Source organism: Candidatus Obscuribacterales bacterium (assembly GCA_019744775.1).
Taxonomy (GTDB): Bacteria; Cyanobacteriota; Vampirovibrionia; order Obscuribacterales; family Obscuribacteraceae; genus SBAT01.
On sequence record JAIETZ010000004.1, the window covers coordinates 179,552 to 204,016 of the forward strand.

Sequence of the window (24,465 nt, forward strand, 5' to 3'; positions counted from 1 at the left end):
CCCTGGCATAAAAGTCCCGCCAGTATTGTTATTCCAAGATCCGAGCCGTCCTGTCGGATCTTGTTAAATACCGATACAGTATTTAATCATTAGCAACAGCGCGCGGGAGCCTCAGCAGAGCCCGGTTCCGGCTTGTTGTCGTTGCACTGTGGTCTAGGCTTGCCAAACCAGGACCGAACCGCTTCAAAAACAATTAAAAACACCATGGCAAGAAATGCTACTGCCATAACCGCATCGAGGCGATCGTTGAAAATTAGGGTTTGTGTCATGCCAATGTCCGCTGCTGGAACAAGTCCTGATTGGATCTTATCGGCAAGCATTTGCGCATGTGACAAAAATCCAAGCTTCGGTGAGGCGCTGGTCACCTTTAACACCGCTGCCGTTGTCGTTACGCAAAGAAGCCAGACAAGCGGCGCAAGTGTAATCCAGCAATATCGAGCTTTGCCCATGCAAACGATGCAAGTTGTAGCAACGCACAAGGCAACAACTGCCAACAACTGATTGGCAATGCCAAATAACGGCCACAAGCTGTTGATGCCACCTAATGGATCAATTACACCTTGATAGAGGAAATAACCCCAGCCGGCCACGACCAAGAAAGAACTCAAAATTACAGCCGGATACCAGTCAGTTTTGCCTAAGGGCTTCCAAATCAAAGCAAGAAAGTCTTGTAAAAGAAATCTGCCCACTCTTGTGCCGGCATCCAGACAAGTAAGAATGAAAAGCGCCTCAAACATAATGGCAAAGTGATACCAGAATGCCAGACCACTGGCCGCTTCTTTAGCACCGAGTCCAATTTGAGTTAGAGCCTTGGAAAATATGTGAGCCATGCCCACGGCAAGCGTTGGTCCGCCGCCTGTGCGCGACCAGAGACTGTTTTCTCCGACATCGGCAGCCAGTTTACTCATCTCATCAGCTGAAACTTGATACCCCCAGGAGGAAATCATGCCGGCGGCAGCAACGGGGCTTTCACCAACAACACCTTTGGGAGAGTTGATGGCAAAGTAAGTACCTGGCGTAATAACGCACGCAGCAATTATTGCCATTATCGCCACGGAAGCTTCACACAACATTGACCCGTAACCAATTGCCCGTGCATGACTTTCCTTCGCAATCATCTTTGGAGTCGTGCCTGAAGACACCAAAGAGTGGAATCCGGAAATTGCTCCACAGGCTATTGTGATAAAGCAGAAAGGAAAAATGCTGCCGGAGAATATGGGTCCTTGTCCATTGGTAAATACGGTCAATGCAGGCATTGAAAGATTTGGGCAAAGAGCAAAAATTCCTACGCCCAATAAGCCAATCGTCCCTATTTTTATAAAAGCAGATAGATAATCACGCGGCGCAAGCAGCACCCAGACAGGCAGCACAGAGGCCACAAATCCGTAAATCATTATCGAGATAGAAAGTTGAGTACCTGTAAGTGTGAACCAAGGAGCAAGATCCGGATTTTCAGCAACATACTTGCCCACTATCACGGCAGCAACGGTCAGCAACACACCAAGAATTGATCCTTCAAGCACTTTACCTGGTCTTATAGAGCGCATGTAAATGCCAACGACAATTGCAATGGGCACCGTCATAAGCAACGTGAACGCGCCCCATGGACTTGCCTTCAAAGCATTGACTATGACAAGGGCAAGGACGGCCATCAAAATGACCATAATTAGAAGTATCGCTGTTAACGACAGTACGCCGGCAAAAGGCCCGATTTCTTCTTTCGCCATAGCACCAAGTGATTTGCCATTACGGCGCATCGAAGCGCAAAGAACAACAAAGTCTTGCACGGCTCCGGCAAGTACGACTCCAAGAATTATCCACAGAGTCCCAGGCAAGTAACCAAATTGCGCGGCCAGAATTGGACCTACCAATGGACCAGCTCCGGCAATTGCCGCAAAGTGGTGGCCGAACAAGACCCACTTGTGAGTCGGCACATAATCCTTTCCATCGTCTATTGCAACAGCTGGTGTCTGGCGCGAATCATCAAGGGCAAACACCTTTTCAGCGATGAACTTGCTGTAAAAGCGATAACCGCAAGCAAATGTACAAAGCGCAGCCAGCAACAACCAGGCAGCATTGATACTTTCACCTCGTACTATTGCAATATGACTAAGAGCGGCCGCACCAACAGTTGCGATAGCCACCCAAATGGCGCATCTAATTACATTCGGAAAAGACATAGTTAGGTAAGCAAACCTGCAATGGCAGCAGACATATAACTTGCCAGCGTGCCGCAAATTAAGGCCTTAATACCAAGCTTAGCCAAATCATGTCTACGTGAAGGAGCAATTTCTCCAATACCACCGATTTGCATAGCGATAGAAGAGAAGTTGGCAAAACCACAAAGCGCAAATGTGGCAATTGTTTCTGCCTGGTGTCCCATGTGTATTTCGCTTGAGCCCTTTAATATTGAAGACATGTCGAGGTAAGCGACAAACTCGTTGATAGTCAACTTCTCACCCATCAGGCGACCAACAGTGTGAGCATCAACCCAGGGCACTCCCAAAAGCCATGCAACTGGTGAAAAGAGAACACCAAAAATATCTTGCAGCTTTAGGGTGGCAAGATTTAAACCGATAGCATCGGCGCGCAATCCGACTTCATACAGTCTGCTACCGACAAAACCAAGACAGGCATCGGTCATGGCGATAAGGGCGATAAAGGCAATTAGCATTGCACCAACATTTAAACCAATTCGCAGTCCTTCGGAAGCGCCGTGAGCTGCTGCATCAATTAAGTTGATGCTTGTCTTTTTGACTTCGACTTCCACTGTGCCTTTAGTCTTCGAGTGTTCTGTTTCCGGAAAGACTATTTTTGAAATAACCAAAGCACCTGGTGCTGCCATCAAACTAGCAGTCAGCAGATATGAAGCCTTTATACCCATTCCAATATAGACGGCAAGGACGCCACCGGCAACGCACGCCATAGATCCGGACATTGCAGCAAGAAGTTCGGACATAGTCATAGTTGCCACATAAGGACGAATCAATAATTGAGCTTCCACTTGTCCGACAAATATCGAGGCAGCATTAGATATAGCTTCAGCGCCGGATGCTCCCATCACAAAAGCAACTACTTTAGCTACTACCTGAACAATTCTCTGCATGATACCCAGGTGATAAGAAATACTCACAAGGCAAGAAACAAAGATGATAGTTGGAATAACGCGAAAACCAAATATATAATCCGAACCTGGTCCAAATATCTGAATAAGTACTTCCGGTTTGCTAACCAGCGGTCCGAAAACAAACCCCGCGCCTTTGTCTGAATAACCAAGAACGGCAGTCACCACGTCGCCTATAGATTGAAAGAGCTTTTGTCCAAACTCAACTTTCAAAACAAAAATGGCAGTGAGCAGTTGCAGAATAAGTCCACTAATAACTAAACGCAGGTTGATTGCCTTGCGGTTGTTGGACATCAAATATGCCAGTCCAAGTATTGAAGCTATTCCTAGAATTCCCACCATCTTGCCTGCGCTTGGCTCAACAATCACAACTAGTTCCCTCCGAGTGCATCGAGTGAAGGATCGCCTTTCTCAATGAGTTTTTTTGGCTTTAGATTGACGCCTATATAGTCTTCGCGTCTCATATTTATTTGTTTGCTGAAAGTAGTAAATTCCGCTTTGCGCACTTCTATCAAATGTGGACCGTCATTGATATGAGTCCAAAAGGCACCGCCACCCAAACCGGAATCTTCGGAGGCTACCATGGCACCAACTTTCTTACCATCTACAAATACTTCTGAACCGACGGTGTCTGCTTCACCACTCAAGAAAAGATTGAAGTTTTGTCCGACGTTGTGACGCGTCTCCAGCCACAATACAGCAAGAACAACAACGACAAGAGCTATCCAAATTTTTAAGGCACGTGAGGACTTGGGTGTAATGGCGATATTGCCGGCATCCTCAATAGATTCACTGGAAGACTTTTCCGTCGTCATCATGGTCACAATTGCCTTTCATGTCCGGGGCAAGAATGCCCAGGATCCGCCTACATCTATTAGATCGTGCAGATCTTAGCAGTTGACTATGCTCAAATGTATTAAGACTTGAAGCCCGAGTCTTAGCGCAATTTCATCATGATGGCCGGCGGCTGATTGCTGCGATTTCCAGAGGCTTCGCTATTGGAAATTTTGCTTTCCGGCTGAGTTGGCAAGCGCATGATCATACGCGGTCCGGTTTGCGGCAAAGAACCAGCCGGTCTGCCTTCCGAATTTGGTCGCGGTTCGCTTGGCGTGATTAAAGGCTCACCGGTTGCATCCGATGGCGGAGCCTCACGACTTGGTGCCGGCGCAGGCGTAATTATGCGAACGGAAGACGTATCTTGTGCAGGAGCTGGTTGCGGAGCTTGATCAAGCTGCGGAGTCATCGGCTGCATTGGTTTTGCTTCTTGCGGCTGTCTATTTATCTCTTCCATGCCCGGCAGTGCTGTCGGCGGCTCTAAGTTTTCTTCCTTGAGCAACTCTTGTTCAGCACCACTTAATCCGCTATCAGAAGTAGGAATCATGAAAGCACCTGGTGGTGTCGGGTATTTTTCATAATAGGCTTGGTTGTACTCGCGCCAAATTTTTGCCATAACAGTACCGCCTGTGACAAAAGTTCCGGGAATAGGCAAATTGTCGTCGTTGCCGCCCCAAACGGCAGTAACTAGATCGGGCGTGAATCCAATAAACCAAATATCTTTTGCCTCGTCCGCTGTGCCTGTTTTACCGGCAACAGGTCTGTCGGCAAGACGAGCCTGCGTGCCTGTGCCCATCTTCACGACGTCCTGCATGATATCAACCAGCGTACTTACTGGTTGGGACTCAAATGCCTTGTCGACCTTCGATTCAAACACCTGAATTGTTTGACCACGATTGTTTTCAATGCGGCGAACTACTTGCGGGCGAATGGAAATTCCAGCGCGAGCAAATGTGGAATAAGCAGACGCCATATCTAAAGGCGAAACTGCTGAACTTCCCAGTGCAAGAGACAAGTTGTTATCGAGTTTGGTTGTGACTCCTGCTAGTCGAGCTGTTTCAATTACATTGTCTATGCCGACCATCTGTCCGATGCGCACGGCCGGTACGTTGCGCGAAAGTGTAAGCGCTTTGCGTACTGTTATCTTGCCCATGAATTTGTGGTCAAAGTCTTTCGGTGACCAATCAGGCAAGCCCCAACCTTGTTTAATCGTAATTGGTTCATCAGCAATAATCGTTTCAGGCGTGATTTGCCCTTTCAAAAAACCTGTCAGGTAAACAAACGGCTTGAATGCTGAGCCGACTGTATGTGGATTTGTCGCTCTGTTGAATTGATTTTTCCAGTAATTGCCGACACCACCAACAAGAGCAACGACAGCTCCATCCCGTACATTGATTGAAACAAGCGCACCCTGTGTCACACCCTTTGGTGCCTTCTTGATGCTTTCATTGAGAACTTTTTCAGCAATCTCTTGCGCTTGCGGATCGAGGTTTGTATAGACTCTCAGTCCCTGCCTGCGCATTTCTGCCGGGCTGAAGTGCGAGCGCAAAATCTCGAGCACGTAGCTTACATAATATGGATATTTCGAAAGTGGATTGATTCCCTTTTTGAAAACAAGCTTTTGATCCTTGGCTATTTTTGCTTGTCCTGCGGTAACGTAACCGTACTCAACCATACGATCAAGAATAAAGTGTTGTCTTTCAACTGCATCGCTGCGATTTGCTTCTGTAGAAAGTTCAGAAGGTGCTTTTACCAAACCAGCCAAGAAAGCCGATTCTGCAAGGTTCAAAGATGCTGCACTTCTATCAAAATAACGTGAAGCTGCGCGCTCAATGCCATAAGCACCATTACCGAAATAGACTTGGTTCAAATAAAGTTCAAGAATTTTTTCCTTGGGATAACGTCTTTCCAATTCCCAAGCCATGATTGCTTCTTTGACTTTGCGATCGATATTACGACGCGGCTCTTCAAAGAACAGATTCTTCACCAGCTGCTGCGTGATAGTCGAACCACCTTCAACAACACGACGAGCAACAATGTTGGCCATCAAGGCACGAAAGATACTTACGGGGTTAATGCCGTGGTGTTCATAAAAGTGATGGTCCTCAGCGGCAAGCATTGCTTGCTGCATTTGATTGGATATTTGGTTAAGGGGAACAACCTGACGATCTTCGTCACCCTCAACCGTCGTCACCATCTTGTCGTTGCGATCGTAAATTTGAACAGCTTCAATCGGCTCATATTTTTCCAAAATGGAAATATCCGGCAAGTCGACAATCTGACGCCAGAAGGCGGCGCCTAAAAATCCGAGCACGCAGCATATTATTGCCGCGATTGTCAGGAGGAAGTTTCGAAGCGAACTTGGCCCGGACTTTTTTCGTCCGTGCTTCGGTTTTTTGGAATTTGCTTTAGCTCTGACCACGTTGGTTCTTTATATGCTCCTGCCGAGCTTATATTTTAACGTAGTCAAGGAAAAGAGGGCGCCCTTTCGGACGCCCTCTTAGCAATTAGATTCGCCGACCCTACGCTCTTGGGTGGGATTGACTGTAGATTTTCCGCAGTCTGTCCATACTCACGTGCGTGTAGATCTGGGTGGTGCTAATAGACGAGTGACCCAGGAGATCCTGAACCACGCGGAGATCGGCTCCACCTTCCAGCAAATGTGTGGCGAATGTGTGTCTTAGTGTGTGTGGTGTAATTGTCTTGTTAATACCTGCCTTGCGGGCGTACTTCAAGACAATTCTGTGCACTGAACGTGTCGACAGCGGTGTCGATTCACGGCTAATAAAGAGCGGATCTTTACCTTCCGGAAGACGTCCACCAGCCAAACGAGACCAGTGCTCATTGAGGTAACGACGCAACCACTCGTTGGCGCTTTCATTCAAAAGCACAACGCGTTCGCGGCTACCCTTGCCGAAGCAACGAATTTCCATGGTTTCCGGGTTGTATTCAGCAACCGTCAAACCGCAGAGTTCGCTTACTCGCATGCCTGTAGCATAAAGTGTTTCCATAATTGCTCTGTCGCGAACACCCAAAGATGAGTTGTCCGGTTGAGAGAGAAGATTCTTCACCTCTTCGCGATCCAAGCAAGCCGGCAAGCGACGAGCAAGTTTCGGTCCACGAAGTGGCTTCGATGGATCTTCAGTAATCAATTGCTCGCGGCGCAAGAAACGGCAAAAGCTTCTAATAGCCGAAATCTTACGGGCAACTGTCGGGCGGCTGTACTGATCAGTAATGTCTCTGATGTAGGTTCTCAGCGCTTCCGCTTCCAACCAACCTGAACTATTACCGCTCGTACCGGCCATCAATGTACCTTCAACCTGAGGAACTTGTCCCTCCGGTTGTCCTGAGGAGTTAATCAACTGCCTCAGATCATTTATATATGCGCGAATTGTGTGCGATGAATAATTACGTTCTGCTTCAAGGTAGCCCGCAAATTGATCGAGCCACACCAGTGCCCCTGGTTGGTAAGTCACGATCGCCCTCTTTCTTTCTAGTCTAGTAAATATTAAAAATGTGTAACGGAACGAAGTTAATTATAAGCATCTTATGATCGCTGTAAAGCCCCTTGGCATCATATTTTGAGACATTTCTTTGAAAGCCTCACAGGGCGATCATTTCGAGATATTCCACTTTTTCGGACGCTCTAGCCTGTTGATATCCAACTGCTCATTAATTTCGATCTCTCGAAATCCAGACAAAGCAAAATCCAGGTAAACTGCGCCGAACTCTCCATTTTGTTACGATGGAATCTTGTCAAGAAGTCATTACTCATAGACAATATTGTTATGGTATGTCGTGTGTAGGCTGGCAAGGCATTTGGTTGCCAGATCCTGCCTGGAATCCCCTAGGAGTGATTCATGATCCAGTTCAGAAAGAAGCTGGCATTACTTTGCGCATTCGGTTTCTTATTTGTACACCTGCAAGGAAGTGTTGCCTTAGCGCAGGAGTCGACATCAAGCGTTCCAGATTCTCACAGTTGTGACTCGGCAACATGCGTGAATGGCACGAATCCAGCAACGGCAACTATTGTCGAATCTGCCTCACACTCAACACCAATTAACTTGGACCTCAGCTCGACCCAGCAAACGGTTGCGCTGCCAACAACAGCCACATTTTTGCCTTTCAACCTATCTGTTACCGACGGAAGTTCTCTACCTATTCAGCCTGGTGCTTTGCTAACTCCAGCACAATTTATTGCTGCCTTCCAGATTCTATCGGGAGGCACGCAAGAACTACTGCTTGGGATAAATGGTAATGCTGTCGGTGGCAGCTTTGCCATTAATGAGACCCTAAGCCAGCCGCTGGGCAACCTGGTGGTTCCGCAGGGTGTAACAGCCATTCATGACTTTGGCGTAGCATCCGAACTAAATCTTGCCGGCATTCTAAGCAATGCTGGAACTTTCTACGCAGTGTCCAGCAACATGGCGGTCAACAGTGCCGCAATCAGCAGCTCCAGTATTATCAACCAGCAGGGCGCGCTTATCACTTCGGTCCTGCCCACAGCTGGATTGCCTGGATACAGCAACTTGCTCTCATCCCTGAATCTCAACGTGAGCGCAATACAGGAGATACTAAATCACGGCACGATTAGCTCCTCAGCCAATCTTTTGATGTCAGCCGGCGGGTCGATAGCGAACACCGGTTCCATAACAGCAGCTCAAAATGCCGTCCTCAATGCAGTCATGGGAAACATAAACAACTCGGGGTTAATTGCAGCATCAACCGGAAATCTCCATTTGTCTGCCGGCGGTTCTATATTGAACACGGCGAACATATTAGCCGGACACAACGCCGCACTGATGTCCATTATAGGTAGTATCGCCAACTCCGGACTTGTTGCCGCCGACTCAGGCAATATCAACCTGACTTCAGAGCTAGGCCGGTCACTTGCTGTAAATAACATTGAAGGCACTCTACGTGCCCTCAATGCTCAGATCAATATTGAGAACATCTTCAATGATGAAGCAAGCATTATTAGCCTGGCAGGCGGTGACTTGCTTTCTCAGGAATTGAATCTTTCAGCCGGTGCAGGCAAAGTCAATTTGGCAGCAGGCAATGTCAGTGGAGTCGTGAACATCGACGCAGCATGCGCCAATTTATCCGTGTCCGGACCAAGTCTGAATCTGGGCAGACTCAACATAACCGGCGACCCAACGTTCTACAATAGTGGCGGTTCTGTGGTGTTGAACAATCCGGGTACATTTCAAGTCAATGCAAATCTGGCTGTGGTAGCCAGCCAGGACATAATCATCAATGGACCGTCGGGTGAAGGTATCATCACCAACCCGGGAGCCGGTCAGGCAGGAGATGTTTATCTGTTTGCTGGCGCAAACTTCACAGCACCTCTACCACTGCAAAATCTACAGTCAGGCCCGGATTTTGCAACAACAATTACTTTACAGGGCGGCTCAACAACCGGCGGAGCCGTCTATGTGCCCGGCGGCATCAGAACCAACGGCGGCATTGTACAAATTGCGGCGTACTCGGGAAACGGTAGCGGCTCCACCCTCAATCCCGGATCTATCCAGGTAGGTGATGTGAGCACAAAAGGCGGCGGCGTTGCAATGATTTCCGGCGCTACATCGGGAGTCGGCATCAGCACCGGCAACATCACTACATCTACTGCAAGCGGTCCTAAGAATGGTGGAAACGTCGGCCTTCTTGCCGTGCCATTCACATCGCCTTCGTTTTCAATTACAAACGCAGTGCCGTCAACTTTCCCTGCCCCATTTGCTCCGACAAGCAGCACTTACAATAGCGCGCTCATTTCAACAGGCAATATCCTCACAGCAGGCGGCGGCGGCAATGGCGGCACAGACCTGAGTCCTATTGGGCAAGCCGGTGGCTCAGGCGGAAGCGTAACCATTAGATCAAATGGAACTATAAACACAGGTTTCGTCAGAACCTTCGGCGGCGGAGGCGGAGGCGGTGTCGGTAACAACCCGGGAGGCGTCGGCGGAACAGGTGGAACTGTGCTGTTAGATGCTGGAGCAGGCTCGGTCAATGTATTGGGCGATATCAACAGCTCGGGAGGAGGAGGCGGCGGCGGTGGATCTTTTAACACAGTTGCACTGATTTACATCGCAGGTGGTTCCGGCGGCAGCGCCGGAGCGGTCTCGATTTCAAGCAATAGCGTAGTGAGCATTGCTGGAGCGATACTTGCAGCCGGCGGCGGCAACGGCGGCTCTGGCAAGAGTACTTTCTTATTCGGGCTTGGACAAGCCGGCGGTGGTGGCGGCAGCTACGGCGGTGGAGGCGGTGGCGGCGCGACAGGAGGTGGAGCTCAAGTACCAGGAGGTGCTGGAGGCGGCGGTCTATATGGTGGTGGCGGCGGCGGCGGTGGCGGAAACGGCACTGTTTCTGCAGGAGGAGGCGGCGGCGGTGGTTTTGCAGGCGGCGGCGGCGGCGGTGGCGGCGCAGGAGGTTTTCAGGACGCTGGCACAACACCACCTCCTCCTGAAGCAGGTGGCGGTGGTGGTGGTGGCGGTCTGGGGATAGGCGGCGGTGGCGGTGGCTCCACGGGCGCGAACGGTGCCGCTGGCAGTGGTGGAGGCAGTGGTGGAGACGGATTACCCGGAGGCGGCAACCTCAGTTCACCAGGTGGAAGCGGCGGACCAGGCGGTGGCGGCTCAGGTGGTGCGGGGACCGTCGGCAATACGGTCATAGTGAACGGCGGAGCTGGCGGCGCCGGTGGGGGTGCCGGAGCAGGCACTGGGGCAGGCGGCGCCGGAGGAGTCAACTTAGGGGGCAGCATTCCGCTGGGCGGAGGCACACCTGTGCCACCAGTACCGGACACAAACGGTGCTGCAGCCGGCTGGGGTGGCGGCGGACAAGTAACTATTTCAGGACACTCGCTTCATGTTGGACAATCAAACGGCACAGGTTCCAATCTCGGGTCAATAAGAGCCGAAGGACCGGGCGGTTTCATTAACATCCAAACAAGTCCCACCGCCAAGGCAGTTTATTTTAACGACGCCAATTACGGCCCGGGTGCCCAGTTATACGCGTCTCCATTGGGCGGATTTGGAGCAGAAGGTCCAAGTGTTGCCAATCAGATTGTAATAAATGGAAGTGTTATGGGTTCACAAGTTGCTGCAGGCAGATATGGCGGGCAGGCAGTTAATATACGCTATTCGACCAACTTAACCAGACAAGTGAGCGTGGCCAATTTGCTGACCCCGGCCGAACAGATAGCTGTTGTGCAAGTCTTAACTGGCGGACTCGCTTCTCAAACTATCGTACTAAGCGACCTGCTCACGCGTTCTGCTATTGGCGGCAATTTTACTATAGACAGCAGCCTGATTCCATCAGGAGGGTTCACTAGCTTAAACCTTCCTTCTACAGTAACGGCAAATGTGAATGTACCGACGTTAACTTATGCAGGGCCAGCCACCATTGATGGATTCGTGAGTTTCAGCTCCGGTGGAGCTCAACTGCATGTTTCAAATGGAAATATAGCAGGTAGCGGAAGAGTAATCGGGTCTTACGCGCTTAGAATTAGCGCCGGCAATGGCAGCATCGGCGCAAGCGGCAACCCGCTTGGTGTTCAGGCTAGGGTGCTTGGCTTGGACGCAGCTGGAAGCGGCAATGTTTTCGCGCTATTTATGGACAACATTCAGCTTGAGCTGCATAACTCTACTGCTGCTGGACAATTTAACTTATATGCACCCCAGACTATAACGTCTTCGCCGGGTACGTCAATCTCCTCACCAATAGTAATTATTGAATCGGGAGTCGCCATAGGTGAGCAAGGAGCCCCGCTCAATATCAACGGCACGACGCAACTGACTGCCAAGGCGGGTCTTTCTGTATACGTCAGAAACATTTCTCCAACTGGAACTACCACACTTGCAGGGGCCAACAACATGTTTGGTCAAGCCATTGTTAATAGGGGTACTACTTACAACCTGCAATCGCAAGGAGACATAATAGCTGCCGGTGGCGCAAGCTCGCTTCCCGAAAGTGCCGTAACGGCAGCTTCTGTCGCACTAAACTCGACACTTGGCAATGTGGGCAGCAGTACCAAACCTGTTCTTCTTGGGACCGCTTATACAAATTTGACTGCGCAAGCTGCACAATCGGTTTTCGTAAAGAATCCACTAAACGGCGCAACATCGTTGAGTAGCTCTGTTTTGTCAGATGGCTCCTTGATAACAAACAAGGCAGGCAATACATATTCGTTTGAGTCCGAAGGAACAATAGCTTCGCTTTCAGTTGGCACACTCGCAGACAACAGCATCTCAGCTCCCCGTGTCATCGTTACTTCCAACAACGGCGATGTCGGCTTATCTTACCTGCCCGTGCTTTTGTCCGGACAATCAGGACAAACTACCTTACTTACAGCAAGAGCTCTCAGCGCCGGCGGATCAGTAAATATTCGCGCACTTTCACCGGGTCTGACAGTCAGCTTACGTGACGTCTTTTCGGGTGGCTTTCCTTTGTATGACAACGGAGCCGGTCAAACATACAGCCTTCAAGCGGCCTCAGACATCATTTCGTCTACGGCGGGGGCAGGCAGCACGATCACGGCACCCACCACTGTTCTATACTCACTTGCCGGAAACACTGGCACTGCGGCATCTCCAGTTATGTTGAGCGGGACCAGCAACCTTACTGCTCAAGCCAGCCAATCAGTTGTAATACGTGACATAACAAACGGAAATATAACATTGCAAGGAAATGTCGCTGCTGACGGCACGACTATCACCAACAAAGCGGGCAGCACATACAACTTGCAGACCGTAGGGGACATAGTCTCATCTAATATAGGCACACCGGCAAACAACGCAATCCTGGCAAGCAGCATAATACTTTATTCCACTACAGGCAATGTCGGCACAGCAGCTTCACCTGTCCTGCTCAATGCTTTGTTTGCTCCGTTAACCGCACAAGCTTCATCAACTGGCAAGTCGGTCTTCATCAATAATATCTTAGTGCCACCACCACCGGGGTCATTGCCATTTGATGCAAGCACTACGGTAATTTTATCAAATGGCGTGGCTGCAGGCGGAGCAGCCATAACCAATCGAGCCGGCTCAATTTACAACATCCAGGCGGTCGGGCGCATAATCGCCGCTTCACAAACGGTCGAAATTACAGCACCAGATGTGGTTTTGTATTCTTCAACAAGCGATGTCGGTTCAAGCGCCGCGTCGCCTATTCGTATAAGCAGCCCGAGTAACTTAACAGCAAAAGCAGCAGGCTCGGTGTTCATCAACAACACAGCTACAGGTCCTGGTACGACCGTGAGTCTTAAGAGCGCCAATTCCGTAGACGGTACTTTAATTGCAAACTCTGCCGCCGGTCAATTCAATATAGCGGCTCAAGGCAATATAGTCAGCTCAGCTTCAGGTGCCGCAAATGCAATCAGCGCTCCAATCACTATATTACATTCAGTTGCCGGCAGTACAGGTACTGCCACAGCGCCGGTGCTGATAAACGGTGCAACAACACTGACTGCACAAGCGAACCAAGATGTGCAGATAAGCACTGCCGACATTCTCCAGCCGTTCAGCATCAGTTTCGGCAACGCAGCCGTTCAATCTAGCAGCGGCAACATAATATCAAACAAAGCCGGGAGCCTATACAGAGTATTTTCAAACAGCGATATTTCGCTTTCGTCCGATCTGTTAGTTGAAGCACCACTTTTTCAGCTGCAGTCACAAAGCGGCAATCTAACAACATTGAACATTAGGAACAGCGGTCAGAGTATCGATATGAGCGCTAATTCTGGCAGTATAAGCACCGGCAATATCATCACAGCGGGTATCGGCGGAACAGCCGGTAATATGGCTGCCGCAGGTGGACCTGGACAGAACGCCGGCAACATAAGCATTAATGCCCTGGCGAACATAAACACAGGCATGCTGCTTGCTTATGGCGGCGGCGGTGGTGGCGGCACTACCGGCGGTGCGGGCGGCTCCGGCGGCAATGTATTGATTGGCTCAACAGGCGGCTCAGTTATTACAAACGCAATTAACAGCTCTGGCGGAGGTGGCGGCGGCTCATCTGCTATCGGCTCTGCAGGAGGAGCCGGCGGATCTGCCGGCAATATTACGATATCCGTAAACCATCCTAACAGCGTGGCAATCCAAGGATCGGTTCTGGCGGCTGGTGGCGGCAACGGTGGCAGCTCGACAACGGCCTTTGGCGGAGCTGGCGGCGGCGGCAGTTTCGGCGGCGGCGGCGGTGGTGCGGCCGGTACAAATGCTGGTGGCGGGGGTGGAGGCTATGGCAGCGGAAGCGGGGGCAATTTCTTCACGGCGGGCGGCGGTGGCGGTAGCACTGCCGGTAATGGCGCTGGTGGTAATGGCATGCCCACTGGCGGCTCAGGTGGCTTCTTTGGCATGGGTGGCGCTGCCGGAAATGCAGTCAGTTCAAACGGTGCAAATGTTGGCTCACCAGTAGGATCAGGAAACGGCGGCGCTATTTCCATAAGCGCACTTGTAGTTTCAATAACTGGCACTGTAGCCGGACTTGGCGCCGGAACTGCTTATTCATCATCAGCATTTACGCAGGATTCTCTGAATGCTCTGGGTGCTGGTGGATCTATAGTGATAGGAACGCCTTCAGGACAGTCCTACTTTGCTGACGCTAACTATGCAGCCGGTGCTGCTACTTATCTGGCGCCGGCAGGCCGGTTCGTCTCTGTCGGTTCGCTGCAAGCCGATCAACCAATTGTAATTAACGGTGTGAGTTTCGCATCTCCTGTAGCTGCAGGATCATTCGATACTGTAGGCAGTATCCTTGAGGGGACTCAGCTGGTTCTGATTACACCAGGATCATTCATTACACCGGCTGAACAAATAGCTTTTTTGCAGGTTCTAGGGGGCGGGCCGCAAACACTTTTACTTGGCCAGCCAGCTGCCACAAACACCCCCGGAACAGGTTTTGCATCAGGCGGTAACTTCAGTATTAACAACCAGAACGTTCCGTCGGGCGATTTTAACAGCTTAACTTTGCCTGCAGGCGTTACAGCACAGGTGAATGTTCCAACTCTGACTTACACAGGGCAGGCGACAGTAGACGGCAATATTAACTTCAGTTCTGCAAGCGCCCAGCTCAATGTTGGATCAAGCCTTAACTTAGGCGGCACGATCAATTTCAATGGCGCCACAAGTGGTGCTGTCCTTGCCGGAAACACAATTTCCGGATCAGGCTCAGTAAGCTCGCTTAGTGGGCTGCTTTCAATAACTTCGACTGCCGGCAATATCGGCACAAGCCTCACGGCGCTTGCCGTGAGTTCAGGCGCAAGCGGCATTATGCAGCTTAGACTTAACGCAAACGCCCTGACAAACGCAGCCGGACTCGGCAATGTATACATAAGATCGGCAGACGCAGATTTGAGCGCCACTTTGCCTGCTCTTTTGCTAGCAGGGTCCTCGGCTGGTTCCGGTCTGCCTGCAGATAATACGACAGGCAATTTTGAAGTGACAGCAACAAGTGGCGGTATCGGCATTTTAGGAGCTGTCAGCGCCACAACCGGTCTGACACTTTCGGCAAACACAAATCTGACCCAGCAAGCCGGAGGCAGCTTTGCCAGCAAAGGCTTAAGCCTTCTTGCGCGCACTGGCTCTGTGTATATTCAATCATTAAGTGTAAATGGTGGCGGCATTTCACTTATGTCCGGTCAGGACGTCATTGTCGCAGGCGGGCTCGCGACAGTGCCCGGTGCTGTGCAAGGCGATCTCACGCTTGTCGCCGGGGCCAATTTTGTAAACGCCTTTTCAATAAATGGAGCTTCCGCCACAGGTGGCACAATTTTTGTTACCGGACCAATAACTACAAGCGGCAATAATTTCACAGCAGCGGCTTACACAGGAAGCGGCACCGGCTCTGCGTTTTTACCGGGCACTGTTTCTGTGACAGGAGCCATAAACACAGGTGCTGTATCAGGCAGCCAAATTAACGGCAACGCAGCTATTATTGCTGCCGGAAGCAGCAGCGCCATTAGCGTTGCCGGCATAACAACATCTTCTGGAGCTGGGTCCAGCCCGGCAGCAGGCTCAATTCATCTTTTTGCAGCAACACCAGTAATTAACGGCGGCACCGATCTATTTACAAAAGCAGGTGCGATTTCACCAAGACCGCCATTTGAAGTCAGTGGACTCGTACTTAGTTCAGGTTCTATAACTGCCGGCAATTTGATGGCCGCAGGCGCAGCCGGTCCCTACGACAGCTTTGCCGGCTCCGGCTCCCCGGGCGGTGCCGGTGGCACAGTAACTATTGGCGCAGGTGGCAATATCAACACCGGATTCATTAGAAGCTTCGGCGGTGGCGGCTGGGGCACCTTTCTTGAAAATGGCCTTGCAGGTGGTGCTGGCGGCGCAATTGCAGTCACTTCAACAGGCGGCGCCATAAACATAGCTGGCGACGTGAACGCATCTGGCGGTGGCGGCGGCGGTGCCGGCGGCAGCCTTCTAACGCCGTATGTCGGCGGCGCCGGCGGTTCCGGAGCTAATGTCACAGTCAGCGGCACTGGCACTGTAAATATCATAGGTCCGGTGCTCGCAGCAGGCGGCGGCAGCGGCGGCAAAACAATGGACTTTTTCGGTCATGTCAGCGGCGGCGGCGGCAGCTTCGGCGGGCGGGGCGGCACCGGCGGCGATACCAGTGGCAACGGGCTTGGGCTGGGATTTGCAGACTCAATACCAAATTATGGCGGCGGCGGTGGCGGCTTCGGACTGGGAGGCAGCGGCACAAGCCTTGTCGAGAACGGCAGTGATGCCGGCGGCGCATCAGCAGGCGCCGTTGTCATAAACGGCAGGCTGGTCGCCATAGGCACAATCGGACAGTTGCTAACATCAACCGGCGGCAGCTTTGATCTGGACTCTGTGAATGCGCTTGGAGGCGGCGGCACCGTTATACTCAACTCACAGTTCGGGCAAACAACTTACTTCAACGACGCCAACTACGGAGCACTTGCAAATGTCTACCTGGCACCCGGCAGCGGCAGGCTGCAGGCGGGAAGTGGCATCGGCACGCCGATTACTGTAAATGGCATTGCAAGCGCATCTCCTGTGAATTTAGGTATATTCGGCGCCGGCGGTGCCACTATAGAAGAATCCGGATCCCCTTTTGTAATATTGCCCGGCATGTTTATAACGCCGGCCGAGCAGATTGCATACATTCAAGTGGCAGCCGGTGGACCGCAGGCGCTTACTTTAGGAGGCACAGGACCCGGTACAGGTCGTGCAATCGGCGGCTCTTTCTCAATTCAAACTGAAAACATCCCCACTGGAAATTTTACGAACTTGCGCCTGCCGCCTACAGTTGTGGCTAATGCTAACGTGTCGATTCTTACTTATACAGGTTCGGCCCAGATTAGCGGAACGTTGAATCTCAACAACAGTACATCACAACTAAATATAGGCGGCAGCACTTCCGTATTAGGGCTGGGCAGCATAACATTCAGTAATAACAGCAGTGGTGCATTAACATCAGGCGGCTCTATCGATCTAAGTGGTCCCGGCATAGGACTTACTGTGAACAGCTTCTCCCCGTCCACTCTCGTTTTGGTTTCGGGTGGCGAGATCCGTTCTGTAGCAGCGCTGCTTAATCTAAGCCAGCCGAATGCGCTTGATTTGACCGTCATAGCAGGAGTGAACTTGAGCCCGATTCAAGCTGACGGCAGTGTGAGTTTCTCGGCCGGCTCAACCTCAGGCGGGGCAGTACAGGTAAACTCATCAATTAGCACTAACGGAGGCAAGCTGGAGATAGCCGCCTACGCTGGCAGCGCCTTGGGTTCGGGATCGGTAAATATTGCAGGAACAATAGATACTAACAACGGCAATTTGACGATAATATCCGGTGCCGCATCAGGCACAGGAATTTCAACAGGACAGATCATAAGTGCTGGCACGGCGCTTACAGGAAGCGCCGGCAGTGTCCGACTCCTCACAGCAAGTCCGATCATCGCAAACCCGGGCGCAGCAACAATTGCTAACAGCACAATTAGCCCATCTCCAGTTTTCGCAACAAGCGGACTTACCCTGAGTGGTGCCGGAATTTCAACCGGTGGCATACTGGCGGCCGGAGCCGGCGGTGCCGGAGCAACTGCCTCCGCAGGCGAAGCTGGCGGCGCAGGTGGTGAAATACAAATTCAAAGCGGCGGTTCAATATCTGTTGGTTTCGTTCGTAGCTTCGGAGGCGGCGGCGGTGGCGGTAGCGCAGGTGGTACCGGAGGCAACGGTGGCAACATTAATATCACCGCAGTGTCAGGATTTATATTAATCGCAGGAGACATTAACAGCTCAGGAGGAGGCGGCGGCGGCAGTAGCCAAAGCGATGTGCCAGGAGGACTGGGTGGCTCAGCTGGTTCGATTACCATCAGCACAAGCTCCGGCGTGGCAATCACCGGTCCCATTCTTGCTGTAGGCGGAGGCAATGGAGGCTACAATGACTCCGGAAGCACACTGTCAAGCGACTCGGGGGGTGGTGGAGGCGGCGGTTCATTCGGCGGCGGCGGTGGTGGCGCAGCTCATACATCAAGTGGGGCAGGTGGTGGTGGTGGATTCTATGGCGGCGGTGGTGCCGGCGGCGGAACTTCTAGTGCCACAGTAGGTGGTAGTGGTGCTGGCGGCGGCTACGCAGGTGGTGGCGGCGGCGGTGGCGGTAGCACTGGCACAATAGCCGGCAGCGGCGGTGGCGGAGGTGGCGGGTTAGGCAACGGAGGAGGAGGCGGCGGTGGCGGTTTCTTCGGCGGTGCCGGGGCTGGCGGAGAAGGTGGTGGAGTTTCAGCAGGTAACAACGGTGTTAACGGAAGCAACACTATTAATGGTGGAACCGGAGCCTTCGGTGGTTCCGGCAATGGCGGTGGCGGTAACGGCAGCTCAGGGCAGGGAGCCTCAGGCGACTTTATCGGCGGGAGGGGCGGCAATGGCGATACTACCGGCGGTGGCACACCCAACGGTGGACTCGGGTCCAATGGCGGTGCCGGTTTTGGCGGTAGATTTGGAAGCGGTGGCACATCAGGTGGACTCACATCAGGAACCAACGGCGCTGAAGCAGGCGCAACCGGTGCAAGCGGAAATTCCGGGGCAATAACCATATCCGGACAAACAATAAGCGTATCAACAGACATAGGAAACCTGGACGGTGGCTCCTCCGGCTTCTCACTCTCGAATTATAATGCCGATGCGCTCAACGCCCTTGGAAATAATGGCACTATTGTAATTTCAGCCGGCGCTTTTGCGCCCATATATTTGCCGGATGCAAACTACGGACTTGGTGCCAATACCTACCCCGCTCAGACAGGAGGATTTTTCTCCACCGGCGGTCTTGCGGCCGGCACGGGAGCGGGGCAGCCAATAACAATTGGCGGCGTATCCTACGCCTCGCCTGTAGCAGGCGGATCTTTTGGAGGTGAAACAGCCACCATTTTGGAGGACGGCGTGTCGGTCACAATTGGTCCCGGCATGTTCATTACGCCGGCAGAACAAATTGCATTCGTGCAGGTAGTCTTAGGCGGAACGCCAGCCTCTCAAACACTGATTTTGAGCCAGTCATTGTCTACAAGCAATCCAGGCACAGGTTATGCATCCGGTGGGGACTTCAATATCGACAGTAACAACATTCCGGATGGCGGCTTTACAAACCTGATCCTGCCGGATCTAGTAATTGCCACTGTGAGTGTGCCACTCACTTATTCAGGATCCGCATCAATTTCGGGAAGCCTAAATTTCAATTCACCCGGTGCTCAACTGAATGTAGGCAACGGTCTGACTATCGCGCCAACAGGCATCATCGGAAGCGTCGACTCCCTATCAATAAATTTGGGCACGGACACTACTTTCACTAACGATGGAAAAGTAGAGAGTCTCTCCCTTGCAGCTGCCGGTACAAACACCATATCTATATCCAGCTTGGGCACTTGGACACTTGCCGGCAGCACAGGAATTCTAGATCCTGGTCAGAATCACTTTGCAAAACTAACTTCACCCATCTCAGTGATCCTGGCAAACAGCCTAACTCAAGAGATCGGTTCAGCTGGTATTACAGCCAGCATAGAAATTGCCGCGCCTCGGCTTTACGGGCCGGATGACGGCAGTACTGCCAGTGTTAATACTAGCGGCACAGTGGTACTACACAGTGGCTCCGCTGGAGGCTCATTTCAAGCAATTGGGAACGGAACCATCAACTTCGGCTCACCAGCTGGTGGTCTTACGAATTTTTCCTCGGCAACCGGCGGCGATTTGAACTTCACTATTCAAGACATTGTCTTGGAGCAGACAGGCACAACAGGCAATTCATTTGTGTTGAATTCAGGTGGCACATTCAGAAATTCCGGCACGATCCTTGTGAGTGCTGACACCATTACAATAGCTGGGACAGATCTGACTCTTAAAGGAGAGTTTGGGATTTTCAGCTTTAACTCAACCGGCTCAGTGCGGGTTGAGGCAAATGTGCTGAGAATGGACGATATAAATCTGTCGGTATCGAGCGGCTCCGACTTCGTGCTATCGGTCGCGCAGGTTGTCGGCAACTTTACGACAATTCTAAACGGACCAGTAGTACTGGACGGTGTCAGCAGCACACGATTTTCACTGGCAGCAGGCGCAGCGGCAAGTATCATCCGCGTGGACTCGCTTCAAGACAGTAGCGGTTTCACGACATTGACAGTGGATAATGGAGTAACCGTCACTTCCGATGCCACCATTACGTTTGGCTCAGCAAGTAATTACAATGTATCTGGTGCTATTTCTGCAAACGGACTGATAAGCCTTCCTTCAGACTCTCAGATTGTTATGGGCACTGGCTCAGCGCTAACGGCTCAGTCATCAAACAATATTGACTTCGGTACCAATACCCAAATATCGGGCGGGAGTCTTTCCGGAACGATTACGGCAAACCAAATTAATTTCACTGGTGGCACGGTGAATGTAGATATAAGAGAGATAAACGGACTATTGGGTCCTATCTCCACAGGCGGTTCCGACGTCACAATTCATACGGCTGTCGGTAATCTAGTGGTGGCACAGACTGGAGTTGATACCAGTGGCGGCAGCAACGCCGATGGAGGAACAATTGATTTGAGGGCTTCTACCGGATCCATTCGCGGAGTCACACTAGTCACAGCCCCCTCATTCAACACGCAGGGCGACGGCAACGGCAAGAGTGCAGGTAGCATCAGCCTGATTGCAGGAATTGATCTATCCACAGCCACCGTCCAGGCTACGGGCATTAATGGGGCATCAGGACAGGCAATCACTTTGACTGCGCCAAACGGACTGAACTTAATTTCGGATGTAGATGCAAGAGGTTCGGTGGCCGGCGGCAATATCACCATAAATACGGAAGCTCTCTCCGGCACATCTGCGGCAGTCTCAACCAATTTTAACGCGACGATTTCAGTTGAATCGCAGGATAACCTCATTCTCACTGGCACCACTACTTTCCGCACCGCCGGAGCCGGCAGCACTTCTTTTCTGGCTATGACAGCAGGGAAGTCCATTACGCTTGGTGATGCTGCAGCGTTAGTTGTAGAAGGAGGTGGAGACCTAAATATCCGCACACCAAACCTGATCTTTGCCGCGACTACAACCAGTCCTTCCCTAACCGCAACGGAAAACTCAGCCGTCACAATCAATTCAGGCAACTCAAGTACAAATGTGAGTCTCAACATCACCGGTGCGGCAGGCTTTGGCGGAACTATAACTACTTGCGCCAACTGCGCAGGTTCGGGAGGTTCCATTTTAATCTCACCAACTGGAAATGGCTCTCTGACCTTCGCGATATCCGGTGTCGGTGTTACAGATTTGTCCTTTAATGGCGCCGATCTTGCCTTGAACGCCACAGCTGTGACTATCAATCCAGGTGTATTCATAGGCTCAGATCAGCAAATTGTCGTCAATATGAATTACGCTGCGCCAGCAACACCGACGTTTGTCAACAACGGCTCGTTGGAAACACAATTCTCCGGAGCCAATACCTCAAGCATATTAATACAGAACACTCTCGGTAATCTTAATCTTTCAGGCAGCGGTTCATTCTTGCAGGCAGGAAGTGTCAAAGGCGACACGGTATTTCGAAGCAGCGGCAACTTGACCATAATTGACGGAACATCCTTCACAGCTTCAGGTGGAGGTAGCGTCATTTTTTATGCTCTCGAAATACAGGTAAGCAGTCCTTCAGCCGCAACTGCATCTGCGACCTTCAGCGCCAACGGAGTCTCCAACTATGTGATTAATTCCAGCTTCGTTTGCACTATTTGCCCACTAGCATTTCGCCCAGCCGGTTTGGCGACTACGTCCACTCTCAACTTGAACGGAGCCCCCGTAGCCACTAGCACCGTCGGCGGTGCCACATTCAACCCGGTGTCCAGCATACTTGTCGGCGCCGACTTCACACTGGCAACCGACAGCTCGATTACTTTAAGCACAACCCCGTTTACACCTGGTACTTCCAGCATTGTGACTCTAGACGGGACAGTCAGCGCCCTGTCAGGCTCAGTCGTTGTTCAAAATCCGGACAATTTAATACTTGTAGGAACAGGTAGAATTGAAACCGGTCCATTCGGTTCAATCAATTTCAATGCAGGCAATATGATTACCCTTGCAGGTGGAGTATTGCCGACCACACTGACCGTCGCGGGCGGGCCATTAAGCGTTGATGCTCCTCAACTTGTAATTGCATCCGGTCAGTCACTTATCAGAAACAACGATATCTCAATCACCACAAGCTCTCTTACGAACAATGGCTCCCTGCAAATGCTGAGTCCAAGCAACATCAACGTATTAGCAGCCCAAGTCGGCAGCTCGCTTGACCTGACTGTAAACGGCTCCGGCTCTTATTCAGCCACCTATCTCAACCTTACATTGGACTGCTTGTGTAGTCCAAGTTCGGCGAATTTGACTTTATCAGGATCTCCGACGGTCGATGGATCTATCGCCATATTAACTGCTTCAATTGGATCAGTTGTTGTGCCAGTCAACACCAACGTAACTGCTTCAGATGGAATATCAGTGAGCACCAATAGCTTAAGCATCTTTGGTACTTTGCGAGCATTGGGTTCGCTTCCCATACTTGGAAGCGGCGGCATAAATATTGCAGACAATGGCTTGTCTGGCTCAGGTACCATGTCCATTAACGGCCCCGGTACATTGATCGCCATATCCGATTCAATTGTTTTTCAACCCTCAAGTAACTCAATCACTTTTACAAACACGCTTACTTTGCGCGCTTCACCTGTCGGATCGTCCGCGGCAGTGTCAGTAGTAGACAATGCAAATCTGGGCGTGATATTAACTGCAAATGCGAATCTCATGGTGATTGGTGGAGATGGACGTACTCTTATTGAAAGTCCGACAGGCTTACCTCTCAACCTTTTAGGATCAGGAAAACTCTCATCTACTACACAGCTAGCTATTACAGCTACCGCCCCAGCTTCCAACTTAAATTTGACAGGAAGCCCCAGTCTGTTGCTCGAAGGTCCGGTCTTCTTGTCTGCAACCGGGGGTGCCGTCAACATCATTTCTGGTCAGATAGCACACAGCGGACCGGTCATGCTCAACACGCCGGCAGCTATACCAAGCGGATTCAATCCTGACACAGACGTTGCTCAACTGAATTCCACGGTAACACCTCCAAATTCCGTCAATGCCAGTCTCTATATAAGGACGAACGAACTTACCGTCAACGGCAACCTCAGTGCCATGACGGTAGCAGAAGCTGCGGCCGAAATTGGTACCGGCTCAAATTTCGGAACAGGTCTCGCTTCCCTAGAGACTGGGCGATTGCCAATTTTCTCATTTCTGTTTTCACTTTTTCAGCAAGGGGACATCACCAATTTGTCAGCTCCACAAATTATCGCCACCGACAAGACCCCGTTTAGACAAAGTACTTCTGAAGAAACATTCTTGCTAGGGTATTTGTCTAGCGATCAGCTTGAGCATCCAACCGGCTTTATTGCCACCCTTGAAGACGCCCGACTGCACACAGTAAGTCTTTTCACCCAGAACTGGGCAGAAAACGCCGGGCTTGTCGCGGGGCAACAAACAGGTGGCAATTCCCTGCAGCTAATGCAAGGGGCGGGTATTTTCACACCAGCACAAGACATAGTTATTCAAACAAACCACGGTACAGTTTATATTGCCGCCAAGAGCACGGCGATAATTTGGACAACCGGTAAGGAAACTACAATCTATACCTTGCATAGCAAGCGCCTTGGTGATATTTCAGCGCTAGTGGGCAAACACCGCATTTCTATCCCTCTGGGCATGCAGTTAGTACTGGCAAATGGCGACGGTAAGAATTTGGAGGGCATAAATGCCATCACAGGAATCGCATTCAGGAATGCAATTGACTTGAACCTTGACGGTGAGGTTAAGGGATTTCTGGCGGATTTTTCCCTAATGTCGTCCATTGAAGCAATTAAGGTTCTCCGTGGGCTTGCCAAATCTGGCGACCCCGCTGCCAAGCGTTTTGTATCAATTCTTTTGAAAAATTCCGCCCTGTTGGCACACGTAACAGCTTCACACGGTCCTTACAAAACATCTAAATAGTAA

The 24,465-nt window shown here is 51.2% G+C and carries 6 protein-coding genes; 1 reads left to right on the forward strand and 5 read right to left on the reverse strand.

What is annotated here, in order from left to right; all coding sequences use genetic code 11:
• Positions 1-89: 89 nt before the first annotated feature.
• From K2Y22_10450 to K2Y22_10470, 5 genes are all read right to left on the reverse strand, one after another.
• Positions 90-2,180, reverse strand: coding sequence for a carbon starvation protein A (locus K2Y22_10450; GenBank protein ID MBX9878865.1), 2,091 nt, complete (start codon positions 2,178-2,180; stop codon positions 90-92).
• A gap of 2 nt (positions 2,181-2,182) precedes the next feature.
• Positions 2,183-3,493 (reverse strand): hypothetical protein, encoded by a 1,311-nt coding sequence (locus K2Y22_10455; protein MBX9878866.1) that lies wholly within the window; start codon positions 3,491-3,493, stop codon positions 2,183-2,185.
• Between the two features lie 2 nt (positions 3,494-3,495).
• On the reverse strand, positions 3,496-3,942 hold the full coding sequence (locus tag K2Y22_10460; GenBank protein ID MBX9878867.1) for a hypothetical protein: 447 nt from the start codon (positions 3,940-3,942) through the stop codon (positions 3,496-3,498).
• A gap of 119 nt (positions 3,943-4,061) precedes the next feature.
• Complete coding sequence (locus K2Y22_10465) at positions 4,062-6,272, reverse strand: PBP1A family penicillin-binding protein (protein ID MBX9878868.1); 2,211 nt, start codon at positions 6,270-6,272, stop codon at positions 4,062-4,064.
• Positions 6,273-6,480: 208 nt separating this feature from the next.
• Positions 6,481-7,434, reverse strand: a complete 954-nt coding sequence (locus K2Y22_10470; GenBank protein MBX9878869.1) for a tyrosine recombinase XerC — start codon at positions 7,432-7,434, stop codon at positions 6,481-6,483.
• A 384-nt stretch (positions 7,435-7,818) separates the two neighbouring features.
• Here K2Y22_10470 and K2Y22_10475 point away from each other — a divergent pair, with 384 nt between their 5' ends.
• Positions 7,819-24,462 carry a hypothetical protein gene (locus tag K2Y22_10475; protein MBX9878870.1) on the forward strand — a complete coding sequence of 5,548 codons (16,644 nt, stop codon included), beginning with the start codon at positions 7,819-7,821 and terminating at the stop codon, positions 24,460-24,462.
• Positions 24,463-24,465: the final 3 nt, after the last annotated feature.

What these genes read in the sequence shown, in the direction of transcription:
- K2Y22_10450 (MBX9878865.1), bottom strand. Translation starts at nt 2,180, where the DNA reads ATGTCTTTTCCGAATGTAATTAGATGCGCCATTTGGGTGGCTATCGCA.
- K2Y22_10460 (MBX9878867.1), bottom strand. Translation starts at nt 3,942, where the DNA reads ATGATGACGACGGAAAAGTCTTCCAGTGAATCTATTGAGGATGCCGGC.
- K2Y22_10475 (MBX9878870.1), top strand. Translation starts at nt 7,819, where the DNA reads ATGATCCAGTTCAGAAAGAAGCTGGCATTACTTTGCGCATTCGGTTTC.